General features: G+C 41.0%; 15 protein-coding genes. 7 read left to right on the top strand and 8 right to left on the bottom strand.

Annotation, left to right across the window (positions count from 1 at the left end; translation table 11 throughout):
• Positions 1-61 precede the first annotated feature (61 nt).
• From acnD to H5160_RS01960, 5 genes are all read left to right on the top strand, one after another.
• Positions 62-2,671 carry a Fe/S-dependent 2-methylisocitrate dehydratase AcnD gene (acnD, locus tag H5160_RS01980; protein ID WP_182736541.1) on the top strand — a complete coding sequence of 870 codons (2,610 nt, stop codon included), beginning with the start codon at positions 62-64 and terminating at the stop codon, positions 2,669-2,671.
• Between the two features lie 11 nt (positions 2,672-2,682).
• Positions 2,683-3,849 carry a 2-methylaconitate cis-trans isomerase PrpF gene (gene prpF / locus H5160_RS01975; protein WP_182736539.1) on the top strand — a complete coding sequence of 389 codons (1,167 nt, stop codon included), beginning with the start codon at positions 2,683-2,685 and terminating at the stop codon, positions 3,847-3,849.
• Between the two features lie 501 nt (positions 3,850-4,350).
• Positions 4,351-7,383 (top strand): hypothetical protein, encoded by a 3,033-nt coding sequence (locus H5160_RS01970; protein ID WP_182736537.1) that lies wholly within the window; start codon positions 4,351-4,353, stop codon positions 7,381-7,383.
• 62 nt (positions 7,384-7,445) lie between these two features.
• Entirely contained in the window at positions 7,446-8,537 is a 1,092-nt protein-coding gene (locus tag H5160_RS01965) for a hypothetical protein (RefSeq protein ID WP_182736535.1), read from the top strand.
• A gap of 9 nt (positions 8,538-8,546) precedes the next feature.
• Complete coding sequence (locus tag H5160_RS01960; protein WP_182736534.1) at positions 8,547-10,427, top strand: hypothetical protein; 1,881 nt, start codon at positions 8,547-8,549, stop codon at positions 10,425-10,427.
• Positions 10,428-10,560: 133 nt separating this feature from the next.
• Here the strand turns inward: H5160_RS01960 and H5160_RS01955 are convergent, their stop codons facing one another.
• Entirely contained in the window at positions 10,561-11,202 is a 642-nt protein-coding gene (locus tag H5160_RS01955; RefSeq protein ID WP_182736533.1) for a CPBP family intramembrane glutamic endopeptidase, read from the bottom strand.
• Between the two features lie 66 nt (positions 11,203-11,268).
• Positions 11,269-11,844 carry an inner membrane-spanning protein YciB gene (locus H5160_RS01950; protein WP_033028426.1) on the bottom strand — a complete coding sequence of 192 codons (576 nt, stop codon included), beginning with the start codon at positions 11,842-11,844 and terminating at the stop codon, positions 11,269-11,271.
• 191 nt (positions 11,845-12,035) lie between these two features.
• On the opposite strand from H5160_RS01950, the gene H5160_RS01945 reads away from it, so the two are divergent.
• Both H5160_RS01945 and H5160_RS01940 read left to right on the top strand, forming a co-directional pair.
• The gene (locus H5160_RS01945) at positions 12,036-12,305 is read left to right on the top strand and encodes an HU family DNA-binding protein (RefSeq protein WP_007375441.1); all 270 of its coding nucleotides are present in this window, start codon (positions 12,036-12,038) and stop codon (positions 12,303-12,305) included.
• 364 nt (positions 12,306-12,669) lie between these two features.
• On the top strand, positions 12,670-13,248 hold the full coding sequence (locus H5160_RS01940; protein ID WP_182736532.1) for a type 1 glutamine amidotransferase domain-containing protein: 579 nt from the start codon (positions 12,670-12,672) through the stop codon (positions 13,246-13,248).
• A 64-nt stretch (positions 13,249-13,312) separates the two neighbouring features.
• On the opposite strand, the gene trpA is transcribed toward H5160_RS01940, so the two are convergent.
• The 6 genes from trpA to H5160_RS01910 are packed head-to-tail and all read right to left on the bottom strand — an operon-like array spanning position 13,313 to position 19,901.
• The gene (trpA, locus tag H5160_RS01935) at positions 13,313-14,134 is read right to left on the bottom strand and encodes a tryptophan synthase subunit alpha (RefSeq protein ID WP_182736531.1); all 822 of its coding nucleotides are present in this window, start codon (positions 14,132-14,134) and stop codon (positions 13,313-13,315) included.
• A complete protein-coding gene (trpB, locus tag H5160_RS01930) occupies positions 14,131-15,315 on the bottom strand; it encodes a tryptophan synthase subunit beta (protein ID WP_002961582.1) in 1,185 nt (394 codons plus the stop codon). The genes trpA and trpB overlap by 4 nt, the downstream gene beginning before the upstream one ends.
• A 7-nt stretch (positions 15,316-15,322) precedes the next feature.
• Positions 15,323-16,687: a bifunctional indole-3-glycerol-phosphate synthase TrpC/phosphoribosylanthranilate isomerase TrpF gene (gene trpCF, locus H5160_RS01925; protein ID WP_002961581.1), complete on the bottom strand. Its 1,365-nt coding sequence runs from the start codon at positions 16,685-16,687 to the stop codon at positions 15,323-15,325.
• A complete protein-coding gene (gene trpD / locus H5160_RS01920) occupies positions 16,680-17,717 on the bottom strand; it encodes an anthranilate phosphoribosyltransferase (protein ID WP_182736530.1) in 1,038 nt (345 codons plus the stop codon). The genes trpCF and trpD overlap by 8 nt, the downstream gene beginning before the upstream one ends.
• A gap of 11 nt (positions 17,718-17,728) precedes the next feature.
• Positions 17,729-18,331: an aminodeoxychorismate/anthranilate synthase component II gene (locus tag H5160_RS01915; RefSeq protein WP_149592564.1), complete on the bottom strand. Its 603-nt coding sequence runs from the start codon at positions 18,329-18,331 to the stop codon at positions 17,729-17,731.
• 1 nt (position 18,332) lies between these two features.
• The gene (locus H5160_RS01910) at positions 18,333-19,901 is read right to left on the bottom strand and encodes an anthranilate synthase component 1 (protein ID WP_182736529.1); all 1,569 of its coding nucleotides are present in this window, start codon (positions 19,899-19,901) and stop codon (positions 18,333-18,335) included.
• Between the last annotated feature and the right edge of the window lie 27 nt (positions 19,902-19,928).

The raw sequence follows: 19,928 nt of genomic DNA, 5'->3' as shown, positions 1-19,928 counted from the left end.
ACTTTTTATTAAACACGCTAGCTGTGAGCAAACACCGTCACCAAATTAGCGAACCCTTACCATGACCATAATTAATAACACCCAATACCGTAAACCTCTACCGGGCTCAAATATCGACTATTACGATACGCAAGAAGCCGTAGATGCAATTAAGCCAGGTGCATATGCCACACTACCTTATACATCGCGTGTATTTGCCGAAAACTTAGTACGCCGATGCGACCCTGCCATGTTAACCGATGCACTTAATCAGCTAATTGAGCGCAAACAAGATTTAGATTTTCCGTGGTATCCGGCGCGCGTGGTCTGCCACGATATTTTAGGCCAAACAGCACTTGTTGATTTAGCAGGTTTGCGTGATGCAATTGCAGCAAAAGGCGGCGATCCGGCTAAAGTGAATCCGGTAGTACCTACGCAGTTAATAGTGGATCATTCGTTAGCGGTAGAGCATGCCGGTTTTGATCCTGACGCATTTGAAAAAAACCGCGCCATTGAAGATAGACGAAATGACGACCGTTTTCACTTTATAAACTGGACAAAAACTGCGTTTAAAAATATTGACGTTATTCCACCGGGTAACGGTATTATGCATCAAATTAATCTTGAAAAAATGTCGCCGGTTATTCAAAACCGAGATGGCATTGCATTTCCAGATACACTAGTTGGTACCGACAGCCACACGCCTCATGTTGATGCGCTGGGTGTTATTGCTGTGGGTGTAGGCGGGCTTGAAGCTGAAAGCGTTATGCTTGGCCGTGCTTCATATATTCGCTTGCCTGATATTGTTGGTGTTGAGCTAACAGGTAAGCGCCAACCAGGTATTACCGCTACCGATATTGTGTTGGCCATTACTGAATTTTTACGCGAACAACGAGTTGTATCTACTTATTTAGAGTTTTACGGTGAAGGTGCCGACGCGCTTACACTTGGCGACAGAGCAACCATTTCAAACATGACGCCTGAATTTGGCGCAACTGCCGCCATGTTTTATATCGATGATAAAACAATAGATTATTTGCGTTTAACAGGGCGTGAAGAAGAACAAATTGCCCTTGTAGAAAACTACGCAAAAACAGCAGGCCTTTGGAGCGATAGCTTAAAAACCGCAAAATACGAACGTGTACTTAAGTTTGATTTATCAAGCGTGGGGCGCAATATTGCAGGTCCATCTAATCCGCACCGCCGTGTATCGACAAGCGATTTAGCTAAAGAAGGTATTTCGGGTGTTGTTGAAAATGAAGAAGGCTTAATGCCAGACGGCGCATGTATTATTGCCGCGATTACTAGTTGTACCAATACCAGTAACCCACGTAATGTAATTGCCGCTGGACTACTTGCCCGTAACGCAAATGCTAAGGGTTTAATGCGCAAACCTTGGGTTAAAACTTCATTAGCACCGGGCTCAAAAGCGGTGCAATCGTACCTTGAAGATGCAAACCTACTAACAGAGCTTGAGCAACTTGGCTTTGGCATTGTTGGTTTTGCGTGTACAACGTGCAACGGTATGAGCGGGGCGCTTGACCCTGAGATTCAAAAAGAAGTAATTGATCGCGATTTATACACTACAGCGGTGCTTTCGGGCAATCGCAACTTTGATGGGCGTATTCACCCTTATGCTAAGCAAGCATTTTTAGCGTCACCTCCTTTGGTTGTTGCGTACGCCATTGCAGGTACTATTCGCTTTGATATTGAAAAAGGGGTACTTGGGCAAGATCAACAAGGCAACGACATTACGCTTAAAGATTTATGGCCATCAGATGAAGAAATTGACGCAGTAATTAAGCACAGTGTTAAGCCAGAGCAATTTAGAAAAGTATACGAGCCTATGTTTAATTTAACCGTAGATTACGGTGAAGATAACGATCCACTTTACGACTGGCGCCCAGAAAGCACCTACATTCGTCGCCCTCCTTATTGGGAAGGTGCACTTGCGGGTGAGCGCACTATGACCGGTATGCGCGCGCTTGCAGTACTTGGCGATAACATTACAACGGATCATTTATCGCCATCAAACGCAATTATGGCAAGTAGTGCTGCTGGCGAATACCTGACCAAAATGAACGTCCCAGAGGAAGACTACAACTCGTATGCAACGCACCGGGGCGATCATTTAACAGCGCAGCGCGCAACATTTGCAAACCCAAAACTACTTAATGAAATGGTGCTTGATGAAAACGGCGACGTTAAACAAGGTTCTTACGCTCGCCTAGAGCCACAAGGCACTAATACCCGTATGTGGGAAGCAATCGAAGCCTACATGGAGCGTAAACAGCCGCTTATTATCGTAGCCGGTGCCGATTACGGTCAAGGTTCGTCGCGCGATTGGGCTGCAAAAGGCGTAAGGCTTGCAGGCGTTGAAGTAATCGCAGCTGAGGGCTTTGAGCGTATTCACCGTACTAACTTAATTGGTATGGGGGTTTTACCGCTTGAGTTTAAAGCAGGCACAACGCGTAAAACCCTAAAGCTGGATGGCAGTGAAACGTACGATGTAACGGGCGATTTAAAACCAGGTGCTACCGTTAATTTAAGTATTACCCGTAAAGACGGTGAAGTGCTTACTGTGCCTATGAAGTGCCGTATCGATACCCAAGAAGAGCTTTCTATTTACGCGGCTGGTGGTGTGTTACAACGCTTTGCTCAAGACTTTTTAGAAGCAACGCAATCTGCATAAGGGCAAACACTATGTTTAAACCGCAAATTAAAGTGCCTGCAACCTATATGCGTGGCGGCACCAGTAAAGGTGTGTTTTTTAATTTAACTGATTTGCCAAAGCCTGCTCAAGTAGCAGGCGAGGCGCGCGATAATTTATTACTGCGTGTTATTGGCAGCCCCGATCCGTACGGCAAACAAACGGATGGAATGGGCGGCGCTACATCAAGCACCAGTAAAACCGTAATCCTAAGTAAAAGTGAGCAAGCAGACCACGATGTTGATTACTTGTTTGGTCAAGTGGCGATAGATAAACCTTTTGTAGATTGGAGCGGTAACTGCGGCAACTTAACGTCAGCAGTGGGGGCTTTTGCTATTAGTAATGGTTTGGTCGATAAAAGCAGAGTACCTAATAACGGTGTTGCTATTGTGCGTGTGTGGCAGGCTAATATTAATAAAAGCATATTAGTGCATGTCCCTATGACCAATGGCGAAGTACAAGAAACCGGCGACTTTGAGCTCGATGGCGTTACATTTGCTGCAGCTGAAGTAAAACTTGAATTTATGGACCCCGCTGATGGCGATGGCGCGTTATTTCCAACAGGTAACGTAGTTGATGACTTAGAGGTTCCAGGTGTTGGTACTCTAAAAGCAACCATGATAAATGCAGGTATTCCTACTGTATTTATTAACGCCGCTGATATTAATTATACCGGCACAGAGCTGCAAGACGATATAAATAACGATGTTGCAGCGCTTGAAAAGCTTGAAACCATTCGCGCTTATGGCGCCGTTAAAATGGGCTTAATCACTAATATTAGTGAAGCGCAAGCTCGCCAACATACGCCAAAGGTTGCGTTTGTTGCAGCGCCTTTAGATTACGCTGCATCTAGCGGTAAATTTATTGAGGCTGCCAACATTAACTTACTCGTGCGCGCAATGTCGATGGGTAAACTGCATCATGCCATGATGGGCACAGCCGCTGTAGCTATTGGCACTGCCGCAGCAATTGAAGGCACACTCGTGAATATAGCCGCTGGTGGCGGTGCATTGAGTGAAGTTAACTTTGGTCACCCGTCGGGCACGCTAAAAGTAGGTGCTGAGGCTAAAAATAATGCTGGCAACTGGCTAGTTACCAAAGCAAGCATGAGCCGCAGTGCACGAGTATTAATGGAAGGGGTTGTAAGAGTCCCTTACTAATCACTGGTGAAGTTAAGCGCAACTAAACATTTATTTTAGTTAAGCAAACAAATTTTATAAACGTTTGCTTAGCTAAAGTAAAACCGACTCACACTCGTTAGAAATAATCCTTTTTCATTAATTTTTCGAATTATCGTCTTTTTTAGCTCTCATCCACCGCATTTACTTGAAGAATATAATTAACAAACTAGATTATATGTAATATTCATTTAATAAAGTGAATATATTGTATCAATATGTGCTGGTTCTTTATGAGTGTCTATAGGTTACTGAATAATAGAGATGCTGATAAAGAAGTAGCTCATAGAATAAAGATAAATACTTCTATAAAACGTATAAATATGTAGCATAACTATATAGCTTAATGGTATTTTTAATGTTCTAGTAACAAAAGTTATGATTGTGTACTTTTTTGATGCTTTTTGAATATAAAAGCTTACATAAATCACTATCAACTAAACTAATTTCTGATACTCATTCCAGGCTATCAAGGAGAAATAAATGGTAAAGCGTACGATCAAATTTACACCTATTGCAGCTTCAGTTGCACTTACATTAGGCTTAACAGCATGTGGTTCTGATAACGACAGAAATATTCCTGTTACACCTGTGGAATCTTTCACTGCAACGGGCGATGCACAATTTAACATTGAAGTAACAGGTAAAGCAGTTAAAGGTTCAATGAAAAGTGCAGTAGTAACTGTAATGACTTTAGATGCATCTGGTCAAAGCGTTCCTGTTGCATTTCGCTCAGCTGCTTCAGCAGAGGCTGAGTCTTTTTCTGAAGAAGCACTATCACAAGATGCTGCAGATGCAGCGGTAGAAGCAAGTAAAATTGCCGCTAACCCTGAAGTGCTAACTGATGAAAACGGTCGTTACAGCATCTACCTAGATGATGATTTTACTGGACCTGTTTACATTACTGTTAAAACGTCTGAAGAAGGCGATGATAGCTTTTTACGTTGTGATGCTTACGTAGGTTGTGGCACTTACGATGAAGCGCCAGAAGTTGACGACGAAAATGATGGCGATACTGATATTGAGTTTGGCGAATGGTACAAAACTGACCTAGAGCTTTCAGTTGTTAAGTTTATTCCAGCTGTTGAAGCAGATACATCTGGAGCGAGCGGTGCAGCTGGCGACGATAATGTTATAGGTTCTTATAAAGCTAATGTTACTTTTTTAACATCGTTAGTGGCGGGTCTTCTTCTTGACTCAGGTTCAAGTGTAGATGAAGACGCTATTGCTACAGCTAGCTTAAACACTGTTGTACAAGTAATGGGTCAAGACGCAGCACTTTTACTTTCTGCTATTATTGGCGATTTATCTAACGGCGGCGCTGTAGATTTAAGCAATGTTGATGGCGAAGAAGAACTTACTGACGGTATTTTAGCAATTGCACAGCTTTCATCTTCAATTCAAGGTTTACCTTCAATTGGTGATGTAATGAGCAGCATTAAAGCTGGTATTAAATCAGGCCAGTTTAAAGGTAATACTGACGCTGGCATTGCTGCAATAGCTACAATGTTACAAACAGCAATTACAAATACTGCAAACATTTTTGTTGCTGTAGCAACGGGTGATGAAACTGCAATTGAAAACGCTTTAAAAGCGGCATTCTCTATTAACAACCCTAATGCAACACAAGCACAAATTGATGCCTTTGCCGCTAATTCAGTAGGTATTGCTAAAAAAGCAAAAGCAGCTAAAGACAAAGCTGTTAAAAATGGTGCAGCAACTGATGCCGGCCTTGCAGCCGCTGCAGTAAAAGTTAAAAAAGCACTAGAAGTAATTGGTTGTACTGGTGCAGAGTGTACAGTTGGAGATGATTTTTATACAGCTCTAGCAGCTGCTTTAACAGTAGAAGTTACAGCTTCACAGACTGCACTTACTGCATTAGAAATGGATATTGAAACAGCTCAAAGTTCACTTGCTGATGTTCAAGCAATGGGTGGCGATGCTCTTACAGCTGATAACGCAGCTGCATTTGTAAGCGCTGTAACATTACTGAAAAATGAAGCTGCTACTGCTGGTTTAACAGCTAAAGCGGGTTCTATTTTTGTTAAATCACAAGGTTATGTAACTGCTGCAAAAGCGTTAGTTACTCAAAGCTCTGATTACCAACAGATTCTTGATTCTGCAACGTCTTTACAAACAGATGCAGGTGTTGCTGTAACTGACACCGTTGCATACGACGCTGCATTAGCTGCACTAGTAGCGGAAGCAGAAGCAGCGATTGAAACGTTTGATATTGCTCTTGCTGCTGCAAAACTAGTTGCTGAAGACACTGCAGACGTTGCTGATGAGAAAAAATCAGCAGCAGACACAGCTGAAGCAGCTTCTACAAGCGCACTTGCTAACGCAGAAGGTGCAATGGTAGATACAGCCGCAAACGCAACTGAAGCTCTTGAGCTTGCTATGACTGCTGTTACTGCTGCGTCTGATTTTGCTGCTGCTGTTGATGCACTTGAAATTGCTATTGAGCAAGCACTTGTTGCTGCTAATGCTTACCTAGACCTTGAAGGCGAAGGCGCACAAGCAATGATTGATGCGCTTACAGCTATGCAAACAGCTGCTGTAGCTCAAGGTGAACTAGCTAGCGAGCAATTTGTAACAGCTTATAACTTACAACTTGCTGCTGAAACTGCAGTTGCAAAACTTGAAGTACTAACTTCTGTTAAAGCTACATCAGAGTCATTATCGACTATGACTGTGCTTACTAACACTGGTGGTCAAGCGGTTATCGATGCAGCAGACGTTCTTGCCGACGTAATTGATGAATTAGCTGAAATGGGTAATAACTCAGGTACAGGTACTTCAACTCGTAATGCTGATTGGGATTATGCTTATAATTTAGATGATCTTACGCTAATGCTTAGCAATGCGACTACAGGTGAGATGATCAGCGCAGCTGCATCTTATCAAGACAATCAGCTTGTTGTTGCTTGGGGTGCTACGTTAGTAGGTGAAAATGACGCTTCAGTTAAGCTTGTAACTGCTGATACACAAACACAAGCACTTACAGATTGTGTTGAATTTGCCGCTGGTACAATTGATTCAACTCAAATTGATTCATGTTTAGTATTTACTTTTGATGGCGCAGTGACGGCTGAAAATGTAGATGATGCAGAAATCATAATGACTGAGATGTCGAACCATGTTGAAATTGTTGATGGCGATTCAGGCTTTGATGGCGTGTTAAGCATTACAGCTGATGATGCAACAGATTCAGGTTCTATTACATTAGAAGGTGTTTCTGGTGATGTAGACTTTAAAGTAATGGCTACATTTATTGATAGTGATATGGAAGAGACAAGTGCTCTAGATATTACTGTAAATAATGCAATGGGTTATACATTGTCTATTACTGGTAATGAAAGTGCAGGTTACACTGGTGACGTTATGGCTATGTACAATGAGATGATGATGTCTTTTGGTACTGCAACTAAAACAACAAACGGTCTTTCAATTACTTACATTGATGGTGACGTAGTTGATTACACTGATGTTGATTTAATTGATTCATCTAAGTAATATTTAAACTATAAAAGGGGAAAGCAGTGCTTTTCCCTTTTTTTATAGAAAGCGATTAAATTATGAAAAAAAAAATTCTCTTGTTAGGATTTTCAACAGCTTTTATTTCTCCTCTTGCTTCCGCAGATAACCAATTTCAAATATTTACTCATTTTGACGCAGAAATTTATACTGAAGCACAACCAGTACAAGCCTTTGTAGATGATTTTGATGCACCATTAAAATCGGGTGACAGTGCATTTACCTATAATATTTTTGAAGTGGGTGTTGGCTACGGTAATTTTAAAGTGGGTTTACAAAGTCGTTATGACTATGTTCTTAACTTTGATCCTGATACAGCTAAATATACTCATACCGAAAAGAATGACTTAGAGTTTGAAGATAGATTTTATACCTATTACCTCGATGCTAAACAAGCAACGTCTAATGGTGTATTCGTATCTTATGATTTTAAATTTTTAGATAAAAATGCATTAACAATAACACCTAAGCTTTCTGTTTTTGCCAGCTCACACTATCAAGATGCCACTGTAAATGGTGAAATTTATAGTGATGAAGTTGAAGGTGCTGTAACTGTCGATTACAACTTTTCAAAAGATATTTTATTTAAAGAATTTACACCTTCACAAAAGCCAGAAGGGCTAGGCTATAGCCTAGATATTTTTGCCGATTGGCAAGTAAATGATGAGCTTAAAGTTGGTTTTAGCGTAAAAGATTTGCTCTATAAAACTCAGTACGAAGACAGTGGCTCTGTAAAGGGTCAAACTACTGAAATTCCATTTAGCGAAGATGACAACGGCGATATTATTACTCAGCCAACAGTTTCATTAAAAACATCTGCATTTGGAAATACGGTATCTCATGATTTCGAAGTGGAAATGCGACTACAAGCATTTGCCGATTACAGAATAAACGACCGATTTTCGACTCAGTTAACTTTAAAACGTTACGATAAAGACACGTTTAGCCAATTAAAAGGCCGTATTCACTTTTGGGATCATTGGCGAGTACAAGCAGGCTACGAAACAAAAAGCGAAGCATTTTTAGTTGGTATAGAAAACGAATATTTTGGTCTTAATTTACAAACTGATAGCCTAGATTTAGATAAAGCCTATTATGCGAATGTGAATTGGTACGTGAACATTAAGTTTTAAGGAATGAAGATGTTAAAACAAATTATACCTTTAGGGGTCGCTATTGCATTGGCAGGTTGTGGTTCTTCATCAGACAGTGACAGTTCAGAATCTGTTGCAGTGAGTGAAATTGCTACATCTTCTTCTGTGAGTTTTTATGTATCTAATTGGCAATCACCACAGGGCACGCTTAATGTTTTAGATAGCGATGGGGTGGTGCAAGAATCAATTGAAGTCGAAAACATCAATACTGCGAGTGTAAGTGTAACTCCACTTACTTTTAATAGTTTTGAGTTTATACCTAGCGATACAGCTCTACCTTGTCCGCGATTTACAGGGTGTGGCAGAACTGTGCGTGGTGATGTAAATGACTTAAACGCAAACCGGTTAATCGACTACCAAGAATTGACAACCGTTACCCTTAATTACAAAGCGGATGCATTTAGTGCACCGGGTGTAAATAAGGTTTATTTATCGCCATTGAGTAAAGCAATTACAGAAGAAGGCTTTAGTGCTACACAGGCGAGTTTATCAGCCACGCCTTTTTATCATTTAACGCACAGTAATTTAAATGCAAGTGTTGAAGCAGAAATGGTGACAAATGCCTTCACCTACGCGGCAATTTTAGCTGGTGTTGCTGATAGTTCGTTTAGTGTTGAAAGTGCTTTTAATGCATTTACTAACTTGGAGACTGACCAGCAAGCATGGCAAGATTACAGCGACTTAGCAGCGCAGTATGTTACAGACAACTTATTTAGCGACCAAGGTAATGCTTTGCTGAAAAATGTAGCTGGTCAAGTTAAGCAAACGATTGCGAGTGTAACTACATTTGCAAATTGGCAGGCTCGCTCAGCAGAAGTGCAAAGCTTAGACTCAAGAGAGTTACTTGTTGATACGCGAAATATAATTGGTGTTGCAAGACTTCAAGAAAAAAGCTATTCAGATGAATTAGACGCAAAATTTACTGAGCTTGAAGGTGCGTTTGATGAAGATACACAAAGAACCCTTGAGGCACTTAGTAATGCTTTAAACGAAGCTATCACAAATTATTCACCACTAGCTGATGGCTCTACACCATCAGGGCAATATAAGCTTCGTGATTTAGATATTGATTACAACCAATCACCTTATACTTGGGCTATTACTGGCACATATGATGAGTTACCTATAACCATTGATTTATCAATTCCAACTTTCAGAGTAAGTGGTGTATTAGGTAATAAAATCGAAGGTGTAATGAGCGCAACGGTCACAAATGGTACTACGGTATTAAGTGTGGATGTAAGTGAGTTGCTGATTGAGTTTGATGGCATAGATGCTCAAAGTGAATTAAACCCAGAAGCCGACACGGGTATTACACAGGTAACCACCAACGTAATTATCAATAAAGCCGCGGGTAAACTCGAAGGTGATTTATCAGTAAACTTAAATCGTTTTGTTAATTCACTAGGTGAGGAGTCAACCACGTTATCTACTTTTGATTTTAATGGTGATTACGTAAGCGACATTCAAAACACTGCATTTCATATCACAGCAGTAGAGGCTTCGCCTTTTGTTGGTGAAGATAATGACGATTTAGCATTTACTTTTGAATTAGATTTTCCATTGAGTGGTGCAAGCGATTTTAAATTTGCGTACGTAGGCGATGTGGAAAACTTATCAGAACTTACTTCTACAGATATATTTGTTAGCATTCAAAATCGCGCGTTAGATTTACGTATTCGTGATGTTAGTGGCAACATTAATCTAATAGCGAAAGGCGAAAATGGACGTTGGTTAGATGTAAAGCAAAAGGGCCGTAATTACAGTGGCGGTTTATATTTTGGTGATACTAAACTAGCTGATGTTACTGCGGTACGTGGTATTCCTGGTGTTTTATTTCCAAATGGTGAGTTTGAGTCGTTATTTTAACCATTAGATTAAATAATTAAAAACTCAGCATATGCCTTACAGCTCAGCGCTTTTTGCGATGAGTGAAGTGTTTTTATAACTATTCGAAATCCGATATTAGTTTCTGATATCGGATTTTTTAATGTTTGTTATATTAGTTAAATGCGCCTGAATCGAGGTAGCTGCCAATCCCGAGTGTAAACATCCATAGCCCCCATAAGCTGTGTTCAATAACACACACGACCGTTGAGCGGCTTTGTGCGTAGGTATACGCAAACAGTAAACCGCCCAAAAAGGCTAAGGCTACTGCAATCCAATTTGCATACAAAATATGCGCCAACGCAAATACACTCGCACTGACTACAATACGCACTGCTTTTTTTGGCATGATGCGTTTATAACGATGAAAAAAATACGTTCGGAATATTAATTCTTGAGGAATAACCGACAGTATTGGATACAGCACCAGCAGTAAAAGCCAATCATTAAACGAGTTACGGGGAAGGGTAAACCAGTTGCCTTGATGAATAATCCCATAAAACATGCCTGAGAACAGCGCACCTAAAAAAAAGAAGCTAAACACACGCCTTTTAACAGCAGAAAATTGCCCAAGGCTTGTAAGTCTAAACCGTTTAAAATGGGGATCGCCTAGTAGCAACATACAACACACACTCATAAGTATAATAAGTGCAGGGATAAGCCAATTAGCTAAATGCTCGCGTAATCCAAAACCCAACAAGGGCAGCAATATAAAAATGAGGGTAAATTCAAACCAGCGGTATTGATTAGCGTTCAAGGTCGTCTCAACTTGCTTTTTTTAATAAGCTAACAAGCTAAGACGACACTTTTATGACGAGGGGGCTTACTTTGCTGTTTCCTCTTCATCAGGGAGGTATTTGTACAAGGCAATAATGGTGGCAAAAATGCTTACAAAAGTAATACCCATTAAACCAAACACTTTAAAGTTAACCCAAAAATCGAGCGAAAAATTGTATGCAATATAAATGTTTAGTGCCGCTATACCAGCAGTTATAACAACCCACATTAAGTTAAGCTTATCCCATAATGGTTCTGGGACAACAATGGCTTGTTTTGTATCATTAGCGTTTTCGAGGATTGAGCTAAGCGCTTTTTTAACGAGATTTTTATTAAGTACATAACGGCTAACAAGTAACGTTAAACTTAAACCTGCATATATCAGTGTTGCTTTCCATTTAATGTATTGCTCATCATGAAGTACCAGCGTTAGCGTACCAAACACGGCAGCAATGCCAAAAAATATCCAATGACGAGTAGGTACATTGCCATGTTTAAAGTAGCTATAAGCAACTTGAATAAGCGTAGTGGCCATCAATAAACCGGTAGCCCAATAAATATCGACGAGTTTAAACACTGCAAAAAACAGTATGAGTGGAATGTATTCAATTAATGCGTGCATATACTACCTAAATTATACAAAAAAGAGTCAAAGGCTTTTTACCACATAAAGCTTAGCAACTACAAGGTTGACTTGTTGCCCTGTAACCCTTAGCCTGCGTGGCTTTATTACCAATTTGGTTTGGTATTTTTCATATCATCATATTCCCACGCTTAACCAACACTGATTTGGCGTGTATTTAGGAGCCTAAAATGAATAAAGCAGAACTCGTTGCTGCCATTGCACACAAAAGTGAATTAACAAAAAAAGATTCTCAAGCGGCACTTTCAAGCTTGCAAAAAGTCATTACTAAATCGCTTTCTGAGGGCGATCAAGTTCAAATTAATGGCTTTGGTACCTTTGCGCTAAGTTATTACCCAGCGCGTACTGGGCGTAACCCACAAACAGGGGCTGCAATTGAAATAGAAGGCGCAAATAAAGCGGTTTTTAAACCAGCTAAGGCGTTAAAAGATCTGCTTTAAATAGCATTACTTAGCTTGGTCGTTGATTGAGCTTTGCGTGGAGTTATTAAACATAAAATTATGGGCTTTGCCCATCACGCCAACAAGTTGTGCGTCTACAAAATAAACATAATGCCGAGCGTTAGTTGTAGGCGTTGAGCTTGCTCACGCGAGAAGCGAAGCTTCTGTATTTAAATCACCGAGTATCAAAGCCGTGTTTATATCTCCTCTATGTACATTATTCATAATCTCTAAATAATTTACATGGCATTACAAATCCTACTTAAATTAAATCCTTTATTTTCAATTGCTTGTTATCGGCACACATCGTGCTTTTTTGATTGTGTATTTTAAATATACCTTTTAAGAAAATAAGGAGATCTCAATGAGTACATTACAAACAAGCACACGTTTACAAGGCAAAAAAATCGCAATTTTAGCCACTGATGGGTTTGAGCAAAGTGAGCTTTTATCTCCACGCAGCGCATTACTTGATGCTGGTGCAAACATCGAAATAGTATCAATTAGAGAAGGCCAAATTACTGGCTGGGATGAAGACAAGTGGGGCGATAAAGTAGCAGTAGATAAACTAGTTACAAACGCGGACCCTGCTGATTACGACGCGCTTATGCTTCCTGGTGGTTTATTTAATCCAGACAGTTTACGCCAAGATAAAGATGCTAAAGCATTTATTGATGGCTTTTTTGGCGCAGAAAAAAACAAACCCGTTGCTGCTATTTGCCACGCACCGTGGTTATTAGCTGAAATTAATAAATTGCGCGACCGTACTATTACTTCTTTTCCTAGTATTAAAAGCGATTTAATTAATGCAGGTGCTAATTGGGTTGACCAAGAAGTATGTGTAGACCAAGGTTTGGTAACAAGCCGAAGCCCAGCTGATTTAGAAGCATTTAATGCTAAATTTATTGAAGAGATTTTAGAGGGTAAACACCAAGCTCACTAATTTGCTTTTAAAAAACAAAAAAGGGCATTTAATTGCCCTTTTTTAATGCGTAAATTTACACTTTTTATAATGCGGTTGCCGCTTTCATTTCACTAACAAATGCTTTTAACTGCGTTGTCATTGCGTCTAAATCGTTAAGGTTAGCTTCAATAATTTTAACTACAGCAGAGCCTGAAATAGCACCTGCTGCGCCTGCATTAAGTGCCGCTTTTACATCATCTGGCGTTGAAATACCAAATCCTAAAAGAGCAGGAGCTGCATGGTATTCTTTTAATTTAGTAACAATATTACCCGCTGGCATTTGTGCTTTTGTATCGGTACCGGTAACACCAGCGCGCGATAGTAAATACGTATAACCACGACCGTAAGAGGCGCATTGGCGAAGAGTGTCGTCATCTGCATTAGGTGTGGCAATAAAAATTGGGTCTACACCGTTATCCATTGCTGACTTTCTAAATATTTTAGATTCATGCAGAGGCACGTCAGCCACTAAAATAGAGTCTACACCTACCGCTTTTGCATCTTTATAAAATGCTTCTATGCCGCGCTTAAAAACAAGGTTTGAGTAAAGCAATAATCCAATTGGAATATCGGCGTTATACTCGCGTATCTCTTTAATAACATCAAAGCAATCTTGCGTGTTAATGTGCACATCAAGTGCGCGAATATTTGCTTTTTGAATTACAGGGCCATCAGCAATCGGGTCAGAAAACGGAATACCAAGCTCAAGTGCATCAGCGCCGCCGTCAATTAGGCTTTTAATAATCGCAACACTTTGCTCTTTACCTGGGTCGCCAATTGTTACAAATGGTACAAACGCACCTTGTTTTTTCTCGTTAAGCGCTGCAAACATTTTACCGTAACGATCCATTTTTACTTGGCTCATAGCTGACCTCTTTCAGATAGTACATTGTGAACGTGTGCTAAATCTTTATCGCCACGACCACTTAAATTAATAACTAAAACGCTTTCTTCGGTTTGCTCTTCTGCATATTTAAGTGCATAAGCAAGCGCATGGCTTGATTCAAGCGCCGGAATGATCCCTTCGTTTTTAGCAAGTGATTGAAACGCATCAAGCGCTTCTGTATCTGTGATACCCACGTATTGCGCTCGACCGGTTTCATGTAAAAATGCGTGCTGAGGACCAACCGCAGGATAATCAAGACCCGCTGATACAGAGTAAGACTCTTCAATTTGGCCATCGTCGTTTTGCATAATGTACGTGTAAGTACCGTGTAATATACCTTTAGTGCCTTTACAAATTGTTGCACCGTGCTCATTTGTATCAAGCCCTTTCCCAGCAGGCTCAACACCAATTAATTTAACGCCTGGCTCGTCAATAAAGTCGGTGAACATACCAATTGCGTTTGAACCACCACCAACACAGGCAATTACAGCGTCAGGTAAACGACCTTCTGCTTTAAGTACTTGTTGCTTAGCTTCTTCACCAATAACTTTTTGATACTCACGTACAATTGTTGGGAATGGGTGAGGACCAGCAGCTGTGCCTAGTAGGTAGTGCGCGTCTTGATAATTAGCTGACCAGTCACGCAGGGCTTCATTTACTGCATCTTTTAATGTGCCAGAACCCGCTGTTACCGGAATAACCTCTGCGCCCATTAACTTCATTCTAAATACGTTAGGTTGCTGACGTTCAACGTCTTTTGCGCCCATATAAATTCGACATTTTAAACCCAGTAATGCACATGCAAGCGCGGTTGCAACGCCGTGTTGGCCTGCGCCTGTTTCAGCAATTACTTGTTTTTTACCCATGCGCTTAGTAAGTAACGCTTGGCCAAGTACTTGGTTGGTTTTATGTGCGCCGCCGTGTAATAAGTCTTCACGCTTTAGATACAGTTTTACTTTTGGGTTTTTAACTAAATTGCGCGTTAAAGTAAGTGGGGTAGGACGACCCGCATACTCGTTTAATAATTTACTTAGCTCAGCCTGAAACTCAGGATCTTTTTGTGCTTTGTTAAATTCGTTTTCTAACTGCTTAAGCGCAGGGACAAGTAACTCGGGTACAAACATACCGCCAAACTCGCCAAAATAAGCTGGATTTTGCATTTTAACCTCAATAATTTCTGATGCTTGTAAAAGCATTATGTAATTTGTTAGGGCACTTTTTACCCGCAGATTCTTCAACGCCTGAGTTTAAATCAAGGCCTAAGGCACCTTTAAAAAGCGCATCTTTAATATTGTCTGGATTTAAGCCTCCAGCGAGCATAAACGGAGTGGTTGCATCATGAAGCACCGACCAATCAAATGCTTTACCAGTACCGCCAGCTTGTGTATCGCTGTGTGTATCGTAAAGGTGTCGGTCAACGCCATTTACAGGCGTTGGCAATGCATCTTTTATTGCTTGGGCTTTCCAAATCTCGCAGCCGGTAGGTAACTGTGTACGCAACTGAGCGATGTAATCGTCACTTTCTTGACCATGTAATTGAACTGCCGCCAATTTTAGCACACTTGCGTATTGAGCAACTTGATCAATTGGGGCATCTACAAACACACCCACAAAATTAAGCGGGGCACTTTGGCTAAGCTCTTTTGCGCAATCTAAATCAACATAGCGTGGCGATTTAGGATGAAAAATTAAACCCCCGTAAATAGCACCGTTTTGATATGCCGCTTGTGCATCTTTGGTACGTGTTAAACCACATACTTTATTGTCACCTAAAATAACACGGCGACATGCTTGCTCTAAATCACGCTCGCCCATAAGTGAGCTGCCAATTAAAAAACCATCGCATAATGGAGCTAAACGTTTTACGTCTTGGTGGGTGTAAATACCCGATTCCGAAATAACCACTTTATCAGCCGGAATAAGTTTGCGTAGCTTTTCGGTAGTGGCTAAATCGGTGCTTAAATCGCGTAAATCACGGTTATTAATACCAATAATTTGTGCATCAAGCGCAAGTGCACGGTGTACTTCTTCTTCATTACTTACTTCGGTTAATACCGACATATTCAGAGAATCGGCAACTGCGTGCAGTGCTTTATAGCTTTCGTCATCGAGTACTGAAAGCATCAGTAATATAGCGTCACCACCATAAATACGCGCCATATACACTTGGTACTCATCTATAAAAAAGTCTTTACAGATAAGCGGTTGTTCTACTTGGCTGCGCACAAATTCAAGATAGTCAAAACTGCCTTGAAAATATTTAGCATCAGTTAACACGCTCATGCAGGTAGCGTATTTTTTATAAACCGATGTGATTTCGGTTAAATCAAATGGCTCTCTAATTAGCCCTTTTGAAGGCGATGCTTTTTTACACTCTAAAATAAACTGTGTGCCTGGGGCTGCTAATGCTTTGTAAAAACTACGGCTTGTAGGCACTGCAAGGTGTTTAAAGCTTTCAAGCGGGCGTGCGGCTTTACGCTCAATTAGTTCTAATTTTTTATCAGCAACAATTTTGTCTAATACATTAGCCATTACTTACCTCAATAATTGCATTTAGTGTGTTCATGGCTTGCCCTGAACTTAATAATGTTTGTACTTGCTTTGCCCCTTCTTTTAACGTTTCTACTTTACCTGTTAGGTATAAAAGGGCAGCTACGTTAACCACAATGGCAGCATTATGTGCATCTGTGCCTTTGCCTTGTAAGATGGCAAGGCTAGCATTTGCGTTGTATTGTGGGCCTTCACCAGCGAGTTGTTCAAGTGAATAGTTTGCAAGGTCAAAGTCGCTTGGGTTTAGTGTGTACTGTGTAAGCTCGCCATTATTCAGCTCAACTACCGTTGTTGGACCGTGTAGAGCTATTTCGTCAGTGCCCGAGCCGTGAACAATCATAGCGCGCTTTGTGCCAAGGGTTTTAAGTGTTTGTGCCATTGGCATACATAACGCTTCGTTGTACACACCTAACAATTGCACATCAGGTGCTGCTGGGTTAGCAAGCGGGCCTAAAATATTAAAAATAGTGCGTGTTTTAAGCGCTGTACGCACGCCCATCGCATGGCGTACGCCACTGTGATAGTGCGGTGCAAACAAAAAGGTAAAATTGGTTTGCTCAAGGCATTTTGCTGCCTGCTCTGGGCTCATATCTATATTAATTCCCAGCGCTTTTAGTAAGTCGGCAGAGCCTGAATTACTCGATACACTGCGATTACCATGTTTTACCATGTTAATACCGGCAGCAGCGGCAACTATGGCTGCTGTTGTGCTTATATTAATTGTGTTTGAGCCATCGCCGCCAGTGCCACAGCTATCAGCAAGTTGTGTACTGCTGGTAGTAAAAGCAACAGCGTTTTCGCGCATTGAGGCTGCAGCACCTGCTATTTCATCGCTTACTTCGCCTTTAATTTTAAGGCTTATTATTAGGGCGGTTAGCTCAATCTCGCTCATGTTACCTTGCATTATTTCATCAAACAGTGCTTTGGCGTCTGCGTAGCTTAATGATTGCCCTGTAATTAGTTGTTCAATAGCGTGTTGAACATTTATGGGTTGTTCTGGTTGTGTACTCATAATGTCCTCTATTATTTGGCACGTGTTAAGTAAGCGACACTTTGCTGAAGTAGCATTGCGCCGTTTGGCGTCAGTATTGATTCTGGATGAAATTGATAACCCAATGCGTTGTCATCATGATGATAAATAGCCATTGGGATATCTTCGTACTGGGCAATAACCTTTATATTATCAGGCACTTTTGTTGCCATTAATGAATGGTAACGTGCTACAGGCATTGTATTGCCCATACCATCAAATACAGGATGTTCGCCTAAATTAATAATTGAAGACTTACCATGTACGGTTTCACCCGCGTGACCGATTACTCCGCCATAGCTTTGTGTTAATGCTTGTTGGCCTAAACAAATGCCTAGCATTGGGAAGTGGCCTTTAGAGAGCTCAATAAGCTCCATTAAACAGCCTGCATCGCTTGGTGTGCCAGGACCTGGGGAAAGTACTAATAGTACTTGGCCTTGCTCTTGGCGCATTTTATTAAAAATAACCTCAGCGCTAATGTTGTTTCTGTAAACAACAAGTTCGCAGCCAAGCATCGTAAGCTCATCAACTAAGTTATATGTAAATGAGTCAAAGTTATCTAAAAAATAGATTTTAATAGGATTCGCTTTACTCATTTTATACCGCCTTATACGTAGATTTTATGGCGGTGATAACCGCTTGTGCTTTAGCGCGAGTTTCGTTTGCTTCTGAAATAGGATCTGAGTCAAACACTACACCTGCACCTGCTTGCACGTAGGCTATGTTATTTTTAACAAAAGCAGAGCGAATAACAATACAACTATCCATTGCGCCATCACCGGTTAAGTAACCTACAGCGCCGCCATAACTGCCACGGCGTTTCCCTTCTGTTTGACGTACAAGCTCAGCAGCACGTACTTTTGGTGCACCAACAAGGGTGCCCATGTTCATACACGCTTGGTAAGCGTGCAGTGCATCAAGTTCTGGTTTTAATGTGCCAACAACGCGTGAAACTAAATGCATTACCTGTGAATAGCGGTCTACTTTTAATAACTCTTTGGCAAAACGAGTACCTGCAACACTAATGCGGGCGACGTCGTTACGCGCTAAATCAACAAGCATTAAATGCTCGGCGCGCTCTTTTTGATCATTTCTTAGTTCCAGCTCAATACGGCTGTCTAGGTCTGGGTTTATTTGCCCGTTAGCAAATTTGCCGCGCGCTCGAGTACCAGCAATTGGGTAAACTTCTACTTGCTGATTACTTACGTCGTACTTAAGGGCCGACTCAGGAGACGCGCCAAATAATGCAAAGTCTTCATCGCGCATATAAAACATGTAAGGGCTTGGGTTTTGCTTTTTAAGCTGACTATACGCATGTAAAGAATCAGGGCAAGGTAGTGAAAATGTACGCGACGGCACTACCTGAAAAATATCACCATCTACAATGTTCTTTTTAAGCTTAACAACTTGCTCGCAATACGTTTCGTCGCTTATATCAACGCTTACTTCACATTCGCCACTTTGCATATCCGCACTAAATTCTGCTGCGTTATCGCACAGCGTATTTAACCGCTCAAGCTCTTTACCTACTTCAAAACAGTTAGCGTGTACGTCTGGGCCGTTAAATACATTACCAATGAGTTCGGTTGTTTGCTTTTGATGATCAATAACAACTAACGTTTCAGCTAAATAAAATACGTAATCTGGGCAGGTGTTTTCGCCATCAGGTACATCACTTAATTGCTCAAAGTTTGCCACCATGTCGTAGGCAAACACACCGCCTAAAAATACCGAAAACGGATTTTCGGTAGTGCTTTGAATACTGTTAATACAGGTACGAAGAGCGCTGAAAGCGTTATCGGCAACAAGCTTACTTGCTTCGTCTATATCGCTGCTGGTGTCTTGGTAGTTAAGTGTAAGCGTTGTGTCGTTTAATTGTGAATCACAGCTCTTAACATTTGCTTGTAAGTAGCTTAATAATTGCTTGCCGTTATTAGATTGTGCGCTAACAGTTACCGTTTTACCCTTACATACAATGCGCAGGGCGCTATCAACTAAAATTAAGCTTTTTACACTGTCTTTAGAATCAATCTCAGCCGATTCAAGCAGTAGTGAGTTAGGCTTATCAAGTGCCGCGTATAATGCAAGAGGGCTACTAATATAGTCGCGTACTTGCGTAATGCTTGTTACTTCGCCTGGTGTGGTAGTTATATGACTAAAAATCAAACCTCATTCCCTCAAAAAATTAAACCC

It is taken from the genome of Pseudoalteromonas sp. SG43-4 (assembly GCF_014164325.1).
GTDB classification, from domain to species: domain Bacteria; phylum Pseudomonadota; class Gammaproteobacteria; order Enterobacterales; family Alteromonadaceae; genus Pseudoalteromonas; species Pseudoalteromonas distincta.
The sequence above is the reverse complement of the archived record's forward strand: the minus strand, read 5'-3'. Positions and strand labels throughout refer to the sequence as shown.

What these genes read in the sequence shown, in the direction of transcription:
- acnD (WP_182736541.1), top strand. Translation starts at nt 62, where the DNA reads ATGACCATAATTAATAACACCCAATACCGTAAACCTCTACCGGGCTCA.
- prpF (WP_182736539.1), top strand. Translation starts at nt 2,683, where the DNA reads ATGTTTAAACCGCAAATTAAAGTGCCTGCAACCTATATGCGTGGCGGC.
- H5160_RS01970 (WP_182736537.1), top strand. Translation starts at nt 4,351, where the DNA reads ATGGTAAAGCGTACGATCAAATTTACACCTATTGCAGCTTCAGTTGCA.
- H5160_RS01965 (WP_182736535.1), top strand. Translation starts at nt 7,446, where the DNA reads ATGAAAAAAAAAATTCTCTTGTTAGGATTTTCAACAGCTTTTATTTCT.
- H5160_RS01960 (WP_182736534.1), top strand. Translation starts at nt 8,547, where the DNA reads ATGTTAAAACAAATTATACCTTTAGGGGTCGCTATTGCATTGGCAGGT.
- H5160_RS01950 (WP_033028426.1), bottom strand. Translation starts at nt 11,844, where the DNA reads ATGCACGCATTAATTGAATACATTCCACTCATACTGTTTTTTGCAGTG.
- H5160_RS01945 (WP_007375441.1), top strand. Translation starts at nt 12,036, where the DNA reads ATGAATAAAGCAGAACTCGTTGCTGCCATTGCACACAAAAGTGAATTA.
- H5160_RS01940 (WP_182736532.1), top strand. Translation starts at nt 12,670, where the DNA reads ATGAGTACATTACAAACAAGCACACGTTTACAAGGCAAAAAAATCGCA.
- trpA (WP_182736531.1), bottom strand. Translation starts at nt 14,134, where the DNA reads ATGAGCCAAGTAAAAATGGATCGTTACGGTAAAATGTTTGCAGCGCTT.
- trpB (WP_002961582.1), bottom strand. Translation starts at nt 15,315, where the DNA reads ATGCAAAATCCAGCTTATTTTGGCGAGTTTGGCGGTATGTTTGTACCC.
- trpCF (WP_002961581.1), bottom strand. Translation starts at nt 16,687, where the DNA reads ATGGCTAATGTATTAGACAAAATTGTTGCTGATAAAAAATTAGAACTA.
- trpD (WP_182736530.1), bottom strand. Translation starts at nt 17,717, where the DNA reads ATGAGTACACAACCAGAACAACCCATAAATGTTCAACACGCTATTGAA.
- H5160_RS01915 (WP_149592564.1), bottom strand. Translation starts at nt 18,331, where the DNA reads ATGAGTAAAGCGAATCCTATTAAAATCTATTTTTTAGATAACTTTGAC.